Annotated in this window: 13 protein-coding genes; 5 read left to right on the forward strand and 8 right to left on the reverse strand. The window is 72.0% G+C overall.

What is annotated here, in order from left to right; translation table 11 throughout:
- Positions 1-88 precede the first annotated feature (88 nt).
- A complete protein-coding gene (locus J2S55_RS30035) occupies positions 89-982 on the reverse strand; it encodes an SWIM zinc finger family protein (protein WP_306867877.1) in 894 nt (297 codons plus the stop codon).
- Between the two features lie 43 nt (positions 983-1,025).
- The gene (locus J2S55_RS30040; protein ID WP_306867879.1) at positions 1,026-4,145 is read right to left on the reverse strand and encodes a DEAD/DEAH box helicase; all 3,120 of its coding nucleotides are present in this window, start codon (positions 4,143-4,145) and stop codon (positions 1,026-1,028) included.
- A 93-nt stretch (positions 4,146-4,238) separates the two neighbouring features.
- Between J2S55_RS30040 and J2S55_RS30045 the strand changes: the two genes are divergently transcribed.
- Positions 4,239-5,423 (forward strand): pyridoxal phosphate-dependent aminotransferase, encoded by a 1,185-nt coding sequence (locus J2S55_RS30045; RefSeq protein WP_306867881.1) that lies wholly within the window; start codon positions 4,239-4,241, stop codon positions 5,421-5,423.
- A gap of 190 nt (positions 5,424-5,613) precedes the next feature.
- On the opposite strand, the gene J2S55_RS30050 is transcribed toward J2S55_RS30045, so the two are convergent.
- The gene (locus J2S55_RS30050; RefSeq protein WP_306867883.1) at positions 5,614-6,609 is read right to left on the reverse strand and encodes a hydrogen peroxide-inducible genes activator; all 996 of its coding nucleotides are present in this window, start codon (positions 6,607-6,609) and stop codon (positions 5,614-5,616) included.
- 317 nt (positions 6,610-6,926) lie between these two features.
- On the opposite strand from J2S55_RS30050, the gene J2S55_RS30055 reads away from it, so the two are divergent.
- Positions 6,927-7,478 (forward strand): peroxiredoxin, encoded by a 552-nt coding sequence (locus J2S55_RS30055; protein ID WP_306867884.1) that lies wholly within the window; start codon positions 6,927-6,929, stop codon positions 7,476-7,478.
- Positions 7,475-8,011 carry an alkylhydroperoxidase, AhpD family gene (gene ahpD / locus J2S55_RS30060; RefSeq protein WP_306867886.1) on the forward strand — a complete coding sequence of 179 codons (537 nt, stop codon included), beginning with the start codon at positions 7,475-7,477 and terminating at the stop codon, positions 8,009-8,011. Before J2S55_RS30055 ends, ahpD begins: the two co-directional genes overlap by 4 nt.
- Before the next feature lie 322 nt (positions 8,012-8,333).
- Here ahpD and crcB read toward each other — a convergent pair whose 3' ends face one another.
- The 4 genes from crcB to J2S55_RS30080 all read right to left on the reverse strand — a co-directional run bounded on the left by crcB (position 8,334) and on the right by J2S55_RS30080 (position 11,436).
- The gene (gene crcB, locus J2S55_RS30065) at positions 8,334-8,708 is read right to left on the reverse strand and encodes a fluoride efflux transporter CrcB (protein ID WP_306867888.1); all 375 of its coding nucleotides are present in this window, start codon (positions 8,706-8,708) and stop codon (positions 8,334-8,336) included.
- On the reverse strand, positions 8,705-9,049 hold the full coding sequence (locus J2S55_RS30070; protein ID WP_306867890.1) for a DUF190 domain-containing protein: 345 nt from the start codon (positions 9,047-9,049) through the stop codon (positions 8,705-8,707). Before J2S55_RS30070 ends, crcB begins: the two co-directional genes overlap by 4 nt.
- Positions 9,046-9,546: a fluoride efflux transporter FluC gene (locus J2S55_RS30075; protein ID WP_306867892.1), complete on the reverse strand. Its 501-nt coding sequence runs from the start codon at positions 9,544-9,546 to the stop codon at positions 9,046-9,048. Before J2S55_RS30075 ends, J2S55_RS30070 begins: the two co-directional genes overlap by 4 nt.
- 309 nt (positions 9,547-9,855) lie before the next feature.
- On the reverse strand, positions 9,856-11,436 hold the full coding sequence (locus tag J2S55_RS30080; RefSeq protein ID WP_306867894.1) for an MDR family MFS transporter: 1,581 nt from the start codon (positions 11,434-11,436) through the stop codon (positions 9,856-9,858).
- 81 nt (positions 11,437-11,517) lie between these two features.
- Between J2S55_RS30080 and J2S55_RS30085 the strand changes: the two genes are divergently transcribed.
- Positions 11,518-12,078 (forward strand): TetR/AcrR family transcriptional regulator, encoded by a 561-nt coding sequence (locus J2S55_RS30085; protein ID WP_306867896.1) that lies wholly within the window; start codon positions 11,518-11,520, stop codon positions 12,076-12,078.
- Between the two features lie 87 nt (positions 12,079-12,165).
- On the opposite strand, the gene J2S55_RS30090 is transcribed toward J2S55_RS30085, so the two are convergent.
- Positions 12,166-13,113, reverse strand: coding sequence for a cation diffusion facilitator family transporter (locus tag J2S55_RS30090; RefSeq protein ID WP_306867898.1), 948 nt, complete (start codon positions 13,111-13,113; stop codon positions 12,166-12,168).
- Positions 13,114-13,341: 228 nt separating this feature from the next.
- On the opposite strand from J2S55_RS30090, the gene J2S55_RS30095 reads away from it, so the two are divergent.
- Positions 13,342-15,177, forward strand: coding sequence for a fatty acyl-AMP ligase (locus J2S55_RS30095; protein WP_306867899.1), 1,836 nt, complete (start codon positions 13,342-13,344; stop codon positions 15,175-15,177).

Here is a 15,177-nt window from a genome sequence, read left to right on the forward strand (position 1 = left end):
TCTCCTCCTTCTCCGAGCCGCCGCACTCTGTTGACCACGCCACCCGGGTCCGCACGCCCAAGGCCGGCTACCACCCGGTACCGCGACTTCATCGGCGGCCGGGGGCGGCCGATCCCGGTCCGGGGCGGTCAGGGGCGTCGTCCCAGGTGCCGTCGCCCTCCGCGAAAGACCGGTAGGCGGGCCGGAGGAGGTCCAGGATCGGGGTCCGCCGTATCGTGACCGGCGGCAGGTCGAGGGTGCGCAACAACAGGTCGGGCGGGGCGGCGGGCAGCGCCGTACGGTCTCGCAGACGGGCGGGGGAGACGCCGGGCACGTAGAAGTCCGCCAGCCGCTCGGTGAACGGCACGTCGGTCACGTCGAGCAGCCCCGGCCGGGCCGTCTCCTCCCCGCCGGCGTCACCTGTCCCGCGGAGGGCGCCGAGCAGGGCGTCCTTGCCCATGCCCCGCCAGGCCAGCACCAGGAACGGGTCGTCGTCGAACGCCTCGGCCAGCACGTACAGCGCGGCCGACAGGTGTTTGCAGGGGAAGCCCCAGTCGGGGCACGAGCAGTCCATGCCCAGGTCGTGCCGGTCGGGGAAGAGGGGGAGACCGCACCGGTGGAAGACGTCCTCGATCTCCGGCGGCATCTCCCCGGCGAGTAGTTTCGCGCGGTAGAGGGCCTGTGCGGCCAGAGCCCCGGTGAGGGCCTGCCACTGCTCCGCGTCGTAGGCCGCGATCTCGATCCTGACCTTGTACGGAGTCGTCCTCGATCCCTGGACTCGCGCTGTGACCCGACCGGAGGTGAGCTCCAGGTCGAGGACCTGGCCGGAGCGCGCGTACGAGCGTCCCCGGCTGAGCCTGCCCCGGTCGCAGACCCGCTCAAGGATGTCGATGAACCGCCGCGACCACCACCGCTCGCCGATCGAGCCCCGCCTGCTGCGCGCCCGGATGCCGCCCTCGACCCGGATCGGCCGGGAGTATTCGGACCAGCCGCTCCTGCTCATGTCTTCTCCTCGCCCGGCGCGCCGCGGAACGGGACTCGCCTGCTCACGTGACGGCCCCGGGGCCGAGCTGGAACAGCTCGCGCAGTTGCTCGGTGGACAGGTCGGCGATCCAGTCTTCGCCGGTGCCGACCACGCTCTCGGCGAGCGCCTTCTTCCGTTCGATCATCTCGTCGATCCGCTCCTCAAGTGTGTCCACGCAGACGAACTTCCTGACCTGGACATTCCTCGTCTGGCCGATCCGGAAGGCCCGGTCGGTCGCCTGGTCCTCCACCGCGGGGTTCCACCAGCGGTCCACGTGGATCACGTGGTTGGCGGCCGTCAGGTTGAGGCCGGTGCCGGCCGCCTTCAACGACAGCAGGAACAGCATCGGCTCGTCGTCGCGCTGGAAGCGCTCCACCAGCTCCTCCCGCCGGTTCTTGGACAGCCCGCCGTGCAGCCACAGCACCGGTCGGTCCAGGTGGGCGGCCAGGTAGGGCTGCAGGAGGGAGCCGAACTCGGTGTATTGGGTGAACACCAGAGCCTTGTCCCCCTCCTCGACGATCTCCTCCGCCAGCTCCTCCAGGCGGGCCAGCTTCCCCGACCGGCCGGCCAGCCGCGAGCCGTCCTTGAGCAGGTGGGTGGGGTGGTTGCAGATCTGCTTGAGCCGGGTCATCGTGGCCAGCACGTTGCCCCGGCGCTCGATGCCCTCGCTGTCGGCGATCCTGGTGATCATGTCCTCGACCACGGCCTGGTAGAGGGTGGCCTGCTCCGGGGTGAGGTTGCACCAGACCTTCATCTCCAGCTTGTCGGGAAGGTCGGAGATGATCGTCTTGTCGGTCTTGAGGCGCCGCAGCACGAACGGCCCGGTGGCCCGCCGGAGCGCGGCGGCCGCCGTCCCGTCACCATCCCGTTCGATCGGCTCCTGGTAGCGTTCCCGGAACGCCTTGGCGGAGCCGAGCAGCCCGGGGTTGCAGAACTCCATGATCGACCAGAGCTCCGCCAGATGATTCTCCACCGGGGTGCCGGTCAGCGCCAGGCGGGTGCGGGCCGGGATCGACCGCACCGCCCGCGACTGCTGCGCCCCGCTGTTCTTGATCGCCTGGGCCTCGTCGCAGACGACTCTCGCCCAGGTGAAGCCTGCCAGGACCTCCCGGTCCCGCAGGGCGGTGCCGTACGTGGTGAGGGTCAGATCCGTCTGTTCCACCCGGTCGGCCAGCTCCTGCCCGCGCAACCTGGTGGTGCCGTGGTGGACGTGGACCCGTAGCGAGGGGGCGAACCTGACGGCCTCCTTCTGCCAGTTGCCGAGCAGGGACACCGGGCAGACCAGCAGGGTCGGTCCGGGCCGGGTGTCGGCCGCACGCTCGTTGAGGAGAAGGGCCAGGGTCTGAGGGGTCTTGCCCAGGCCCATGTCGTCGGCGAGGACGCCACCCAGCCCGATGTCCGACATGAAGGCGAGCCAGGACAGCCCGCGCCGCTGGTATGGGCGGAGCACGCCGTGGAAACCGGCCGGATCGGTGATCGGTTCGAGGCGGCGGTCGGCCTCGCCGGACAGCAGGTCCCCGAGGCGGCCGTCGGCGTCCACCGCGACGACCGGCAGCCCGTCGCGGCCGTGGACGACCTCCTGGATCACCTCGCCGACCGTCATCTCACCCGCCCGGCGTCTCTCGATCGCCTTCAGTGCGGCGCTGAGCTGCCGACCGTCCAGCTCGACCCAGCGGCCGCGCATCCGGACCAGCGGCACCTTGAGCCGAGCCAGCTCGGCCAGCTCCTCCTCGCTGATCGTCTCGTCGCCGATCGCCAGGTCCATGCGGAAGTCCACGAGCTGGCGCAGTCCGAACCCCTGGCCGGCGGCCGCTCTCGGACCGGCCTGTTTCGACCGGGCCGTGAGTTTGAGCCCCAGCCTCGTCTTGCCGGCCCAGGCGGGCAGCTGCACACCGAACCCGGCCGCCTGCAGCAGCGGCGCGGCCTGGCGGAGAAAGCCGAACGCGCCCGCCGTATCGAGGGCCAGCTCCGACGGCCGGGGACCCCGCAGCGTCTCCTCCACCTCGGGATACAGCCGTGCCGCGCGGCCGAGCCCCTCCAGGAGCGTCTCCTCGAGTCGGGCGGGGAAGCCGGGAGCGGTCTCACCCGCCCAGACGAGCGGCGCGGGCAGGTAGAGGCTCGGGTCCTCCGACGACTGGACGGCGAACTCCACCCGCCATCGGGAGCCGTCCTCCCGCGGAGCCGGGGGGTCGCCGTACTCCGCGAGGAGACCGGCATCAGGCCAGGCAACGGGTCCGGGGCCGCCGCCGGGCTCGGTCAGGCGGAAACACACCCTGGCGGGGCCGTCGAGCCGGTGCGCGGATCTGAACCACTCCTGGAGCGGCCCGGACAGCCGGTCCGCCTCGGCCCGCGTCAGACCGGGAAGCGTGGCGGTCTCCCCGGTGAGGGCGGTCATCCAGCGGTCCGTCGCGGGGCTGCGGAGACCTGGCCGGCGTCCGCCGAGCAGGCGGTCGGGAAGCGCCCGCCGTACCGCGGCGTCGGCCAGACCGGCCAGGGCCTCGATCAGCACGTGGGAGGAGGGCCGCTCCTCGGCGACGGCACGGCAGACGGGAGGCATCGCGGCGGAGAGGTCACGGAAGCGGGAGGCGTAGGGGCCGGTCAGCACGGGACGCCACCGCGCCGCGTAACCCCCGTCCTCAGTGACGAGCTGGGGCAGCACGCGACCGCGGCGGACCAGGTCACCGGCGTAAACGGCGACGACGGCGAGATATCGCAGGGAGGCTCCCGGGACCGGCGCCCGTGGATCCTCGCCCGGGGACTCGGATCCGGCGGGACGGCAGGTCGGCTCCTCGACGTGGTCGAGCAGGTTCAACGCTTCGCCCGGCTCGACGAGCAGGGCGGGCACCCGCCAGGGACCGATCTTCGGCCGCCGCGCGGTGACCTCCGTCCCTGACTCGGGGGAGGGCAGCGGGCTCCGCGCGGAGCTCGGCAGGAGCAGGACGAGCTCCTTCTCGACGGCCTTCTCCGCGGCCGTCGTCGCGATGTCTCCCCAGAGCGACAGGCCGTCGGCCAGGACGGCCGCCGGGACCGCGAACGGGTGCGAGCGGATCTTCGCACGCGAGACGTCCGAGCCGGGGCAGGTGGGATCCTCCGCCCAGAGCACGAGCCTCTCACCGAGCCAGGCCCCGTGGATCACCGGCACTGTCGCTCCCTCCTGCCGTCATGAAAACCGTACTCGGACACGGGGACGCTCCGATGTCGATCGCCGGGCGGCGTGCCGGTTACGCTGGGGCGCGTGAGCGATCCCCTGGTGGCGCGGATGCGCGAGTTCGGCACGACGATCTTCGCTGAGATGTCGGCGCTCGCCGCACGGACCGGCTCGATCAACCTGGGACAGGGCTTCCCCGACACCGACGGGCCCCCGGAGATGCTGGAACGCGCGGTGTCGGCGGTCCGCGGCGGCCTCAACCAGTACCCGCCGGGTCCCGGCGTCCCCGAGCTGCGCCAGGCCGTCTCCGAGCACCGCAAGGACCACTACGGCCTCGCCTACGACCCCGACGGCGAGATCCTCGTCACCGTCGGCGCCACCGAGGCCGTGGCCGCGTCGATCCTGGCGCTGTGCGAGCCGGGCGACGAGGTCATCGCCTTCGAGCCCTACTACGACTCCTACGCCGCCTCCGTCGCCCTGGCCGGAGCCGTGCTCCGGCCGGTCACGCTGCGCCCGGTCGAGGGCCGGTTCACCTTCGACCCCGCCGAGCTGCGCGCCGCCGTCGGCCCGCGCACCCGGGTGATCCTGGTCAACTCCCCGCACAACCCCACCGGCACGGTCCTCACCCGCGCCGAGCTGGAGGAGATCGCCCTCCTGTGCCACGAGCACAGCCTGGTCGCCGTCACCGACGAGGTCTACGAGCACCTCACCTTCGACGGCGTCGAGCACATCCCGCTGGCCACCCTCCCCGGCATGCGCGACCGCACCGTGATGATCTCCTCGGCGGGCAAGACCTTCTCGGTGACCGGCTGGAAGACCGGCTGGGTCTGCGCCCCGCCCGAGCTCGTCCGCGCCGTCCAGACCGTCAAGCAGTTCCTCACCTTCACCGCCGCCGCGCCCTGGCAGCTCGCCGTCGCCCACGGCCTGCGCCACGAGCTCGGCTGGGTCTCCTCCCTCAGGGCCGGCCTGCAGGCCAAGCGCGACCGCCTGACGGCCGGGCTCTCGGCCGCGGGCTTCGACGTCTACCGGCCCGCCGGCACCTACTTCGTCCAGACCGACATCCGCCCCCTGGGCTTCACCGACGGCCTCGCCCTCACCCGCGAGCTGCCCGCCCTGGCCGGCGTGGTCGCCATCCCCACCCAGGTCTTCTACGCCCACCCCGAGCGCGGCGGCCACTTCGTCCGCTTCGCCTTCTGCAAGAAGGACGAGGTCATCGACGAGGCCGTGAGCCGCCTGGCCCGGCTGGGCGGGACGGGAGGCGGCCCCGGGTGACGGGCGGACGCCGCCCGCCACCGGAGCGACGCCTCGCACGCGGTTGCGGTGTCCCTTCTGGCCTGATCTGTGCGGCGGTCCGGGCCACCTGGACCTGAGGCCGGGACCTACGCCGGCGTGGCGGCCGGGGACGCCGACGATCTCGGGGTGATCGCCGCGGCGCTCGGACCGCGGGGCCGGACCGGCTGGATCACGGGATGATCCGGACCGGCAGACGTCTGGCGCGGACGGCGCCGCGGACCGCCGTGGCCAGCTGGGCGTATTCGGGGGCCCGGGCGGAGCTGGCGCGGTAGGCCAGGCCGATGGTGCGGCCGGGGGCGGGGGGCTGGAAGCGGCGCAGTGTCAGCCGCGCGCGCCTGCCCGTCTCCACCGGGACGGCCGACTCCGGCAGCAGGGTCACGCCGAGACCGCCCGCGACGAGCTGCACCAGGGTGGGGAGGCTGGTGGCGTAGGTGGCGGCGGTGGCGCGGGCGCCGACCTCGCGGCAGACGTCGATGGCCTGCTCGCGCAGGCAGTGGCCCTGGTTGAGCAGCACGATGTCGAGCCCCTTGAGCACATCCCGTTCCAGCGGCCCGTCGGCCTCCGCCAGCGGATGACCGGAGGGGCAGGCGAGCAGGAAGTCCTCCTCGTAGAGGGGCTCCTCGACCAGGCCGGCCGTCTCCGTCGGAAGCGCCAGCAGCACCAGGTCCAGGCGGCCCTCGCGCACCTCCTCCAGGATGGTCTCGGTCTTGGCCTCGTGCACGGTCAGCTTGAGCCGCGGGAACTTCCGCGCGAACATCGGCAGCAGCGCGGGCAGCACGTAGGGGGCGACGGTGGGGATCACCCCCAGGTGCGCCGGGCCGTGGAAGGGCTCCCTGGTGTGGGCCACCTCGCCCATCAGATCCCCGACCGCCTTGAGCACCCGGGCGGCGTGCACCGCCACCCGGTCGCCCGCCGGGGTCAGCAGGACCTTCCTGGTGGTCCGTTCCAGCAGCTGGGTGTGCAGAGTCTCCTCCAGGGCCGAGACCGCACTCGACAGCGCGGGCTGGCTCATCCGGAGAGCGGTGGCCGCCTCCCTGAAGTGCAGGTGCTCGGCGACCGCGAGGAAGGCCCGGAGCTGGGCCAGGGTGGGGGTGAGCTCGCGGGGCGGCTGCAGCGTGGAGGCCGGCCCTTCGGGACGGGGAGGGAAAGGGGGACGGCGGGTCATGGCTTGATCATTTCGAATAGTGGAGGACAGGCTTGAACGCGGAGCGTTACGCTCGGTGCGTACCGGTAGCCGAGAGGTGGAGGCTCCGGGCCCCCGGCTGGGTGGGCGGAGGCGTCGGCCGGCCCGGCCCGGGTGGCGCGGCCTGACGTCTGATCTCCGGCCAGAACGGCGAGCCGTGAGTGTCGGACTCGGGGTGGAGAGGCCGACTGATAGGAAAAGCTTTTCACATTGGCCTGACTGCTCGATTTCTCGGATCAATGTTAGATGCGGCAGGGTAGGCCCCGACAACGACGTCCTTCTGCAAAGGAGATCCGGACTTGCTCACCGTCGGTGACCACTTCCCTGAGTTCGAACTGACCGCCTGCGTCTCCCTGGACGCGGACAGCGCGTTCGCCGAGATCAACCACAAGTCCTACGACGGCAAGTGGAAGATCTACTTCGCGTGGCCGAAGGACTTCACCTTCGTCTGCCCCACCGAGATCGCCGAGTTCGGCCGTCTGGAGGGCGAGTTCGCCGACCGCGACGCTCAGGTCCTGGGTTTCTCCGTCGACTCGGAGTTCGTCCACCACGCCTGGCGTAAGGACCACCCGGACCTGCGTGACCTGCCCTTCCCGATGCTGTCGGACATCAAGCGCGAGCTCTGCACCGAGCTGGGCATCCTCGGGGCCGACGGCGTCGCCCAGCGCGCCACCTTCATCGTCGACCCCAACAACGAGATCCAGTTCGTCATGGTGACCGCCGGTTCCGTCGGCCGCAACGTCAAGGAAGTCCTCCGCGTCCTCGACGCGCTCCAGTCGGACGAGCTCTGTCCGTGCAACTGGAACAAGGGCGAGGCGGGCCTGGACGCGCAGAAGCTGATGGCCGGATGAGCGTCGATGCCCTGAAGGAGGCTCTCCCGGCCTACGCCAAGGACATCAAGCTCAACCTGGGCTCGGCCGTGACGACCTCGTCGCTGACCGACCAGCAGCTCTGGGGCGCGGTCCTGGCCTGCGCGCTGGCCACCAGGTCGGCCCGCGTGATCGCCGAGATCTCCGCCGAGGCGGCCGCCAACCTGTCGGCCGAGGCGTTCCAGGCGGCCAAGGGCGCCAACGCCGTCATGGCGATGAACAACGTCTACTACCGGTCGGTCCACCTGATCGGTGACGAGACATACTCCACCATGCCGGCCAAGCTCCGCATGACGATCATCGGCAACCCGGGGGTCGACAAGGTCGACTTCGAGCTCTGGTGCCTCGCGGTGTCGGCGATCAACGGCTGCGGCCGCTGCCTGGAGTCCCACGAGCAGGTGCTGCGCCAGGCCGGCCTGCCCCGCGAGCAGATCCAGGAGGCCCTCCGGATCGCGGCGGTCGTCAACGCCACCGCCGCCACCCTGGAGTCCGAGGCCGCCCTGGCCATGGTCTGAGCCTCCGGCCGGGGGCCGAGTGCTCGGCCGGAGGTCCGTCTCCCCGGTCCGTGGCCGAGCCTCCGGCCCGGGGTCCGGGCTCTCCGGCGGACGGGCGGGTGTTCCACGGAACACCCGCCCGTCGCCCGTCAGCCCTGCGACCGACGTCCTCCGCCCGGCTCTCGGGCTCCTCCCACGTCCACAGCGGCACCTCGCGCAGCGGGTGGAGCTCCTCGTCGGTGGCCGCGCGGGAGTTCTGCCGGGCCACCCGCGAGCCGGACTCCGGATGCCCGCGTACGGCGTCGCGGAAGGGCTCGTCGTCGGGGAGTCCTGCCCCGCCGAATCATCCGAAGATCACCTGAGCGACCGTGAGCCCGACGGACACCGCGCCCAGGCCGGCGACGATCGAGGCGACGACATTGGCGACGGCGAAGAACATCGCGCCGGTCTCGGCCAGCCGCAACGTCTCGTAGGAGAACGTCGAGTACGTGGTCAGCGCCCCGCACAGCCCGGTGCCCAGCAGCAGCCGCACCTCGGTGCCCACCGCGCCGGCCAGCACCGCACCGGTCAGCATGCCCAGGACCATCGAGCCGGTCACGTTGACGGCGAAGGTGCCCCAGGGGAAGACCGTGTCGTGGCGGGCCTGCACGGCCCGGTCGGTCAGGTAGCGCAGCGGCGCGCCGACCGCGCCGCCCAGCAGCACCAGCAGCCAGTTCACGGCGCCCCCTGGCGGCCGAGGTAGTGGACGACCTCGACCTCGTCCAGCACGGCCAGCCCCTCGATGAGGAGCTCGTCCAACTGGGGCAGGAAGGCGCGGATCCGCTGTTCGGTGTCGACGATCACGACGGCCACCGGCAGGTCGTCGGCCATCGAGAGCAGCCGGGTGGTGTGCACGACCTGGGTGGCGCCGAAGCCCTCCATGCCGCGGAAGACCGACGCCCCGGCCAGCCCGGCGGCGTGGGCGCGGTGCACGATCTCGGTGAACATGGGGCGGTGATGCCAGGTGTCGGTGTCGTCGACGAAGATCGTCAGCCGCAGGGCCCGTCCGGACAGGGTCATCGCGATCTCCCTCCTCTCCTCGCCAGGAACCGGCGGGTGATCCACGCGCCGGCCGCCACCGCGGCCATGGCCGCGACGACCGTCGCGGCCAGATAGCCGAGCGCCAGTTCGGCCCGGCCGGCGGACGCCAGGCGGTCGATGTCCACGCAGTAGGTGGAGAAGGTGGTGAAGCCGCCCAGCACACCGGTGCCGAAGAACGGCCGCACCCAGACCGGCGCCGCCCACGCCTCGCTCAGCGTCACCATGAGGACCCCGATCACCAGGCAGCCGGAGGCGTTGACGCCCAGCGTGGTCCAGGGGAAGGAGTCGTCGGCGGTCGGCCACAGCAGGCCGGCGCCGTAGCGGGCGCCCGCGCCGATCGAGCCGCCCGCGGCGATCACCGCCAGCACACGGTAGTGCGAGCGGCGCAGCTCTCGGCGCTGGCGCGCGTCGGCCAGATCGACATCGGGGTCGATGGGCTCGGTCACCGTCGTGGACCTCATCCGATCCGAACGCATGTCCCTCCCTACGCGTGGCGGGTGCCCGTGGACGCGGACACGACCTTTCACGAGTAGGGACCGTTGGCGGCAGCGCGGTGCCACGGTTCGGGTACGGCGGGCCCCACCGCCGCGGGCGTCCGCCTGCCGGCGAGGCGCCCCTGACACCGTTCAGCTTAGCGCGGTGCGTCCCGGCCATCGGCGGCAGCGCCCGCCGTACGCGGGGAGCCATCGGCGGCAGCGCCCGCCGTACGCGGGGAGGAGCCGGATACGTGGGACGAGACGCCAGGGGCGGGCCCTGGCGTCTCGTCGCCGTGGTCGTGCGGGAGGTCAGTCGGCCGGGGCCGGGGGAGCGGTCGGGTCGGCGGGGGTGGCGGGGGCGGTCTGGGCCGAGCGGAGCGGGACCTCCCGCAGCAGCAGGGATGCCAGCGCGGCCAGGACGGCGATGGGCACGCCCACCAGGAAGACCATGTGGATGGCCCGGGTGAAGGCCTCCAGGATCACCTCCAGCACCGGCGCCGGCAGGTGGCGGATGGCGTCGGGGGAGCCGAGGCTGGGGGTCGCGCCGCCGGTGAGGGGCAGGTGCGCGGCCTTGGCCAGGGAGACCAGCTCCGCACTGAGCCGGTTGGTCAGGATGGCGCCGAAGGCCGCCACGCCGACCGCGCCGCCGAGGGAGCGGAAGAAGGTCACGCCCGAGGTGGTGGAGGCCAGGTCGGCGCGGGTCACGGCGTTCTGCGCGGCCAGGATCAGGATCTGCATGGAGGCGCCGAGGCCGACGCCGAGCACCGCGATGTCGAGGGCGACGACCAGCAGCGAGCTGTCGACGTGCAGCCGGGAGAGCAGGAACAGGCCGACCGCGACCAACAGCATGCCCGCGACGGGGAAGACCTTCCACCGGCCCGTCCTGCTGACGGACCGGCCGACCAGGATCGAGGAGACCAGCAGCCCGAGCACCATGGGCAGGGTCATCAGGCCGGAGCCGGTGGGGCTCATGCCCTTGACGATCTGCAGGTACTGCGGGAGGAACATCAGCGCGCCGAACATCGAGGCGCCGACGAGCAGGGACGCGATGCTGCTGAGCATGAAGGTGTGGTTGCGGAACAGGCGCGGCGGCAGGATCGGGTCGGCGGCCCTGCGCTCGGCGACGACGGCGAGGCCGAACAGCGCCAGGCTGAGCGCGCCCAGCCCGTAGGTCCACGCGGAGTTCCAGCCGAACTCCTTGCCGCCGAGGGACAGCAGCAGCATCAGCGCGGTGGTGCCGCCGGTGATGAACGTGGCGCCCCACCAGTCGACCTTGGTGTCGCGGCGCATGAGCGGCAGCTTGAGCACCTTCTGGATGACGACGAAGGCGATCACGGCCAGCGGCACGCAGATCCAGAACGTCCAGCGCCAGGACATGTTGTCCACGATGAAGCCGCCGAGCAGCGGCCCGGCCACGGTGGAGACGCCGAAGACCGCGCCGATGTAACCGGAGTAGCGGCCGCGCTCGCGGGGCTCGACCACGTCGCCCAGGATGATCTGCGGCAGCGCGGCGAGGCCGCCGGCGCCGATGCCCTGCACGGCCCTGGCCGCGATGAGCTGGCCCATGTCCTGGGAGAAGCCCGCGGCGACGGAGGAGAGGAGGAAGACCAGCAGGGCGGCCTGGAACATGAGCTTGCGGCCGTAGAGGTCCGACAGCTTGCCCCAGAGCGGGGTGGAGGCCGTCATGGTGAGCAGCGTCGCGCTGGCCACCCAGGCGAGCTGGTCCTGACCGCCGAGCGTGCCCACGATCGTCGGCAGCGCGGTCCCCACCACGGACGTCGAGATCATCGACGTCAGCATGGCGAGCATCAGCCCGGCCAGGATCTCCAGCACCTGCTTGTGTGTGAAGCGTGGTGCGGCCTCGGCCTGGGCCTGTTGTTCGGTCAGCATGAACCATCCCCCAATGTATGTACGATACATATGAAGTTAGTAGACGCTTGTTTACTGGTCAAATCTGGAAGGATCGGTCAGGTGGATGAGGTACGGCACCGCGACCGGGCGGGCACCCGGCGGCGCATTCTCGACGCCGCCCGCCGGCTGTTCACCGAACTCGGATACGACGAGGTGACGATGCGGCTGATCTCCGCGGAGGCGGACGCCAACATCTCGCTGATCAACCGTTACTTCGGCACCAAGCGGGAGCTGTTCGCCGAGGTGCTCGCCATGCAGGGGCGCTTCCCCGGCGTGCTGGAGGTCCCCGAGGAGCAGCTCCCCCGCCGCCTGGCGGAGTACGTCGCCGAGCGGCTCCGGTCGGACCGGGGGAGCCCGATCATGGCGGCGCTCATCCGGTCGTCGTCCTGCTCGGAGATCCACGGGATCATCCGTGACCGGGTCACCTCGGCGATCCTGGAGCCGCTGGCCGAGCGGCTGCCGGGCCCGGACCCGCTCTTCCGGGCGACCGTCGCCACCGCCCTCATCACCGGCTCCGGCACGCTGAGCCAGCTCTACGGCCCCGACGCGATCGACGCGCCCGACGAGGAGACGGTGGTCCGGCGGCTCACGGCCGTCTTCGAGGCGTGTCTCAGGCTGTGAGCCGCACCCGCCTCAGGCTGTGAGCCGCGCCCGCACCCGCCTCGGGCTGTGGGCCGCCCGGGACGAGGCCCGCCTGGGGCGCCCGCCTCAGGAGGTGATGCCCGCGGGCGGCGGGCCGGCGGCGGGCCGGTCGGCGGCTCTGGCGATCCGGCAGGCCGTGCCCGGCACATGGTCGACCTGCAGGGTGGTGTGGTCGATGTGGAAGCGCTCGTGCAGCAGCTCGGCGAGCTCGCGGCGGATCCGGTGGCAGTCGCCGCCGGGCCTGACGATCACGTGTGCGGACAGTGCGGGGAAGCCGCTGGTCACCGTCCACACGTGCAGGTCCTCCACGGCGGTGACCTCGGCGTGGGCGGCGATCGCGGCGCTCACCTCGGCCGGGTGCACGCCGGTGGGCGCGGCCTCGAACAGGACGCGCCCGGCGTCGCGCAGCAGGCCGTAGGCGGACTTGGCCATCAGGGCCGCCACGACCAGGGCGGCGATGGCGTCGGCCCGGCCCCAGCCGGTGAGCCAGACGACCGCGCCCGCGATCGCGGTGGCGATGAAGGCGTACATGTCGTTGAGGATGTGCTGGAAGGCGCCTTCCACGTTGAGGCTGCTCCGGTCGGCTCTGGCGATGAGCCAGGCGGCGACCGCGTTGACCGCGATCCCGGCCAGGGCCGTGCCGAGGACCAGGCCCCCCTTGACCTCGGGCGGCTCGACGAGCCGCCGCACGCCCTCGTAGACGAAGTAGACGACGAGCAGCACGAACGTCAGCCCGTTGATCGCCGCCGACAGGATCTCCGCGCGTTTCCAGCCGAAGGTGTAGGCGCCGCGGGCGGGACGGGCGGCCATGCCCATCGCGATCAGGGCGAGCGCGATGGAGGCGGCGTCGGTCAGCATGTGCCCGGCGTCGGAGATCAGCGCGATGGAGTTGGCGACGAGGCCGATGACGACCTCGGCCGCCATGAAGACGACCAGCAGGGCGAGCGCCGCCGCCAGGTAGCGGCGGTCGGAGTCCGCGCCGTGTCCGTGCCCATGGCCGTGTCCGTGACCCATCGCAAGATCCATTCCCTAACACTTGAACAGTTGCTCAGATGTTAAGCAAGGTAAGCCTAACAGGGCAACCTCCCGGTCTGCGCTGGCGTGAGGTGAAGGGAGAATTCGCTGGCGGCAAAATACTAAATTTCCGCATAAAACCGAGCGGTAGCTTGTGCGGCGCAGGCCTGGGACCGGCTGATCTTTCCTCTTATGTTGGGTGGTCTTGCCGTCACGGGAGATGACCAGATGTCCTTTGTGCAGCGGGTGCGCGCGCAGGCCGACCGGTACGGGCACGGGCGGTCGTACACCTTCGTGGAGGACCGCAGGGGCGAGCTCGCCGAGACCCGCCTGACCTTCGCCGAGATCGACGAGCGGGCCGGGGCCACGGGGGCGTGGCTGGCCGGGCGGCGGATGACGGACCAGACGGCCCTGCTGCTCTACCCCGCCGGGCTGGAGTTCCTGACCGCCTTCCTCGGCTGCCTGTACTCCCGTGTGATCGCGGTGCCCTCGCCGCTGCCGCAGACCGACCCGCGCGCGCTGGAGCGGGCGGAGGGCATCATCAAGGACGCCGACGTGCGGATGGTGCTCACCGACTCGGCCAACCAGGCCATGCTCACCCGGTGGCTGCGCGACGTCGGCCTGGACGGCACGGTCGAGTGCGTGGCCACCGACGCCCTGAGCCCGCCCGGCGCCGGGGCCTGGACGATGCCGGAGACCGGCCCGGACACCCTCGCCTACATGCAGTACACCTCCGGCTCCACCAGCGAGCCGCGCGGCGTCATGCTCACCCACGCCAACCTGCTCCACAACGAGGAGGAGATCTGGCGGGCGATCGGCTCGCCGGAGGAGGGCGTGGGGGTCGGCTGGCTGCCGCACTACCACGACATGGGCCTGATCGGCATGCTGCTCCAGCCGCTCTACGCGGGCGGTGACCTGTACTTCGCCTCGCCGATCGCCTTCGTGATGCGCCCCGCGCTCTGGATGGAGATGATCAGCCGTTACCGGGCCGGATACACCGTCGCGCCGAACTTCGCCTACGAGTGGTGCGCCGCCCGGGTCACCGACGGGCAGCTCGCCGGCCTCGACCTGTCCAGCCTGCGGTTCGCGCTCAACGGAGCCGAACCGGTCCGTACCGGCACGCTGCGCGCCATGGCCGACCGCTTCGGGGCCGCCGGCTTCAGCGAGAAGGCATGGGCGCCGGCGTACGGCATGGCCGAGGCCACCCTGGTGGTCACCGCCACCCCCCTGGGGCACGGGCCGCTGATCCGCCGGTTCGACCCCGGCGCGCTGGAGCGGCACCGGGCGGTACCCGCGCGGGACGGCGTGGAGCTGGTCGGCTGCGGGCGGCCGATCAGCATGACCGTACGGATCGTCGACCCCGGGACCCGCGCGGTTCTGCCGGAGGGGAGGGTCGCCGAGATCTGGGTGCGCGGCGGGAGCGTCGCGAGGGGCTACTGGCAGCGCGCGGAGGCCAGCCACGACGCCTTCGGCGGGCACACCGCCGACGGCGACGGGCCGTTCCTGCGGACCGGTGACCTCGGCTTCCTGCTCGACGGCGAGCTCTACGTCACCGGCCGGATCAAGGACGTCGTCATCGTCAACGGGCGCAACCTCTACCCGCAGGACCTGGAGGAGGCGGCCCGGCGGGCGCATCCGTCGCTGGGCGCCGCGGCGGCCTTCGGGATCGAGGCGGCCGGGGAGCACGTGGTGCTCGTCCAGGAGGTCCGCAGGCAGCGCCTGGACGGCGCCGGCGCCGAGGAGGTCGCCCGCCGGGTCCAGGGAGAGCTCGCCCGCGCCTTCGGCCTGCCGTCGATGAGCGTCGTGCTGGTCGAACGCGGCGGGGTCGGCAAGACCACCAGCGGCAAGATCCAGCGTTCCCGCACCCGCGACCTGCTGCTGACCGGGACGCTCCCCGTCGTCCACGCCGAGCTCACCCCGGCCGTCGCCGGACTCGTCCCGGCCGCCGGCGGGGGCGCCGTACCGGCCGGGGACGACGCCGGGGCGGCCGGCGGCACGGTGCCGGCCGCGGACGCCGTACCAGGAGCCGTGCCGGCCGCGCACGCCGTACCGGAAGGAGTGTGA

Origin of the sequence: Streptosporangium brasiliense (assembly GCF_030811595.1) — a bacterium.
GTDB classification, from domain to species: Bacteria; Actinomycetota; Actinomycetes; order Streptosporangiales; family Streptosporangiaceae; genus Streptosporangium; species Streptosporangium brasiliense.

Excerpts from the sequence above, each read along its gene's own strand:
- J2S55_RS30035 (WP_306867877.1), bottom strand. The coding sequence starts at position 982 with ATGAGCAGGAGCGGCTGGTCCGAATACTCCCGGCCGATCCGGGTCGAG.
- J2S55_RS30050 (WP_306867883.1), bottom strand. The coding sequence starts at position 6,609 with ATGACCCGCCGTCCCCCTTTCCCTCCCCGTCCCGAAGGGCCGGCCTCC.
- ahpD (WP_306867886.1), top strand. The coding sequence starts at position 7,475 with ATGAGCGTCGATGCCCTGAAGGAGGCTCTCCCGGCCTACGCCAAGGAC.
- J2S55_RS30070 (WP_306867890.1), bottom strand. The coding sequence starts at position 9,049 with ATGACCCTGTCCGGACGGGCCCTGCGGCTGACGATCTTCGTCGACGAC.
- J2S55_RS30075 (WP_306867892.1), bottom strand. The coding sequence starts at position 9,546 with ATGCGTTCGGATCGGATGAGGTCCACGACGGTGACCGAGCCCATCGAC.
- J2S55_RS30080 (WP_306867894.1), bottom strand. The coding sequence starts at position 11,436 with ATGCTGACCGAACAACAGGCCCAGGCCGAGGCCGCACCACGCTTCACA.
- J2S55_RS30090 (WP_306867898.1), bottom strand. The coding sequence starts at position 13,113 with ATGGGTCACGGACACGGCCATGGGCACGGACACGGCGCGGACTCCGAC.
- J2S55_RS30095 (WP_306867899.1), top strand. The coding sequence starts at position 13,342 with ATGTCCTTTGTGCAGCGGGTGCGCGCGCAGGCCGACCGGTACGGGCAC.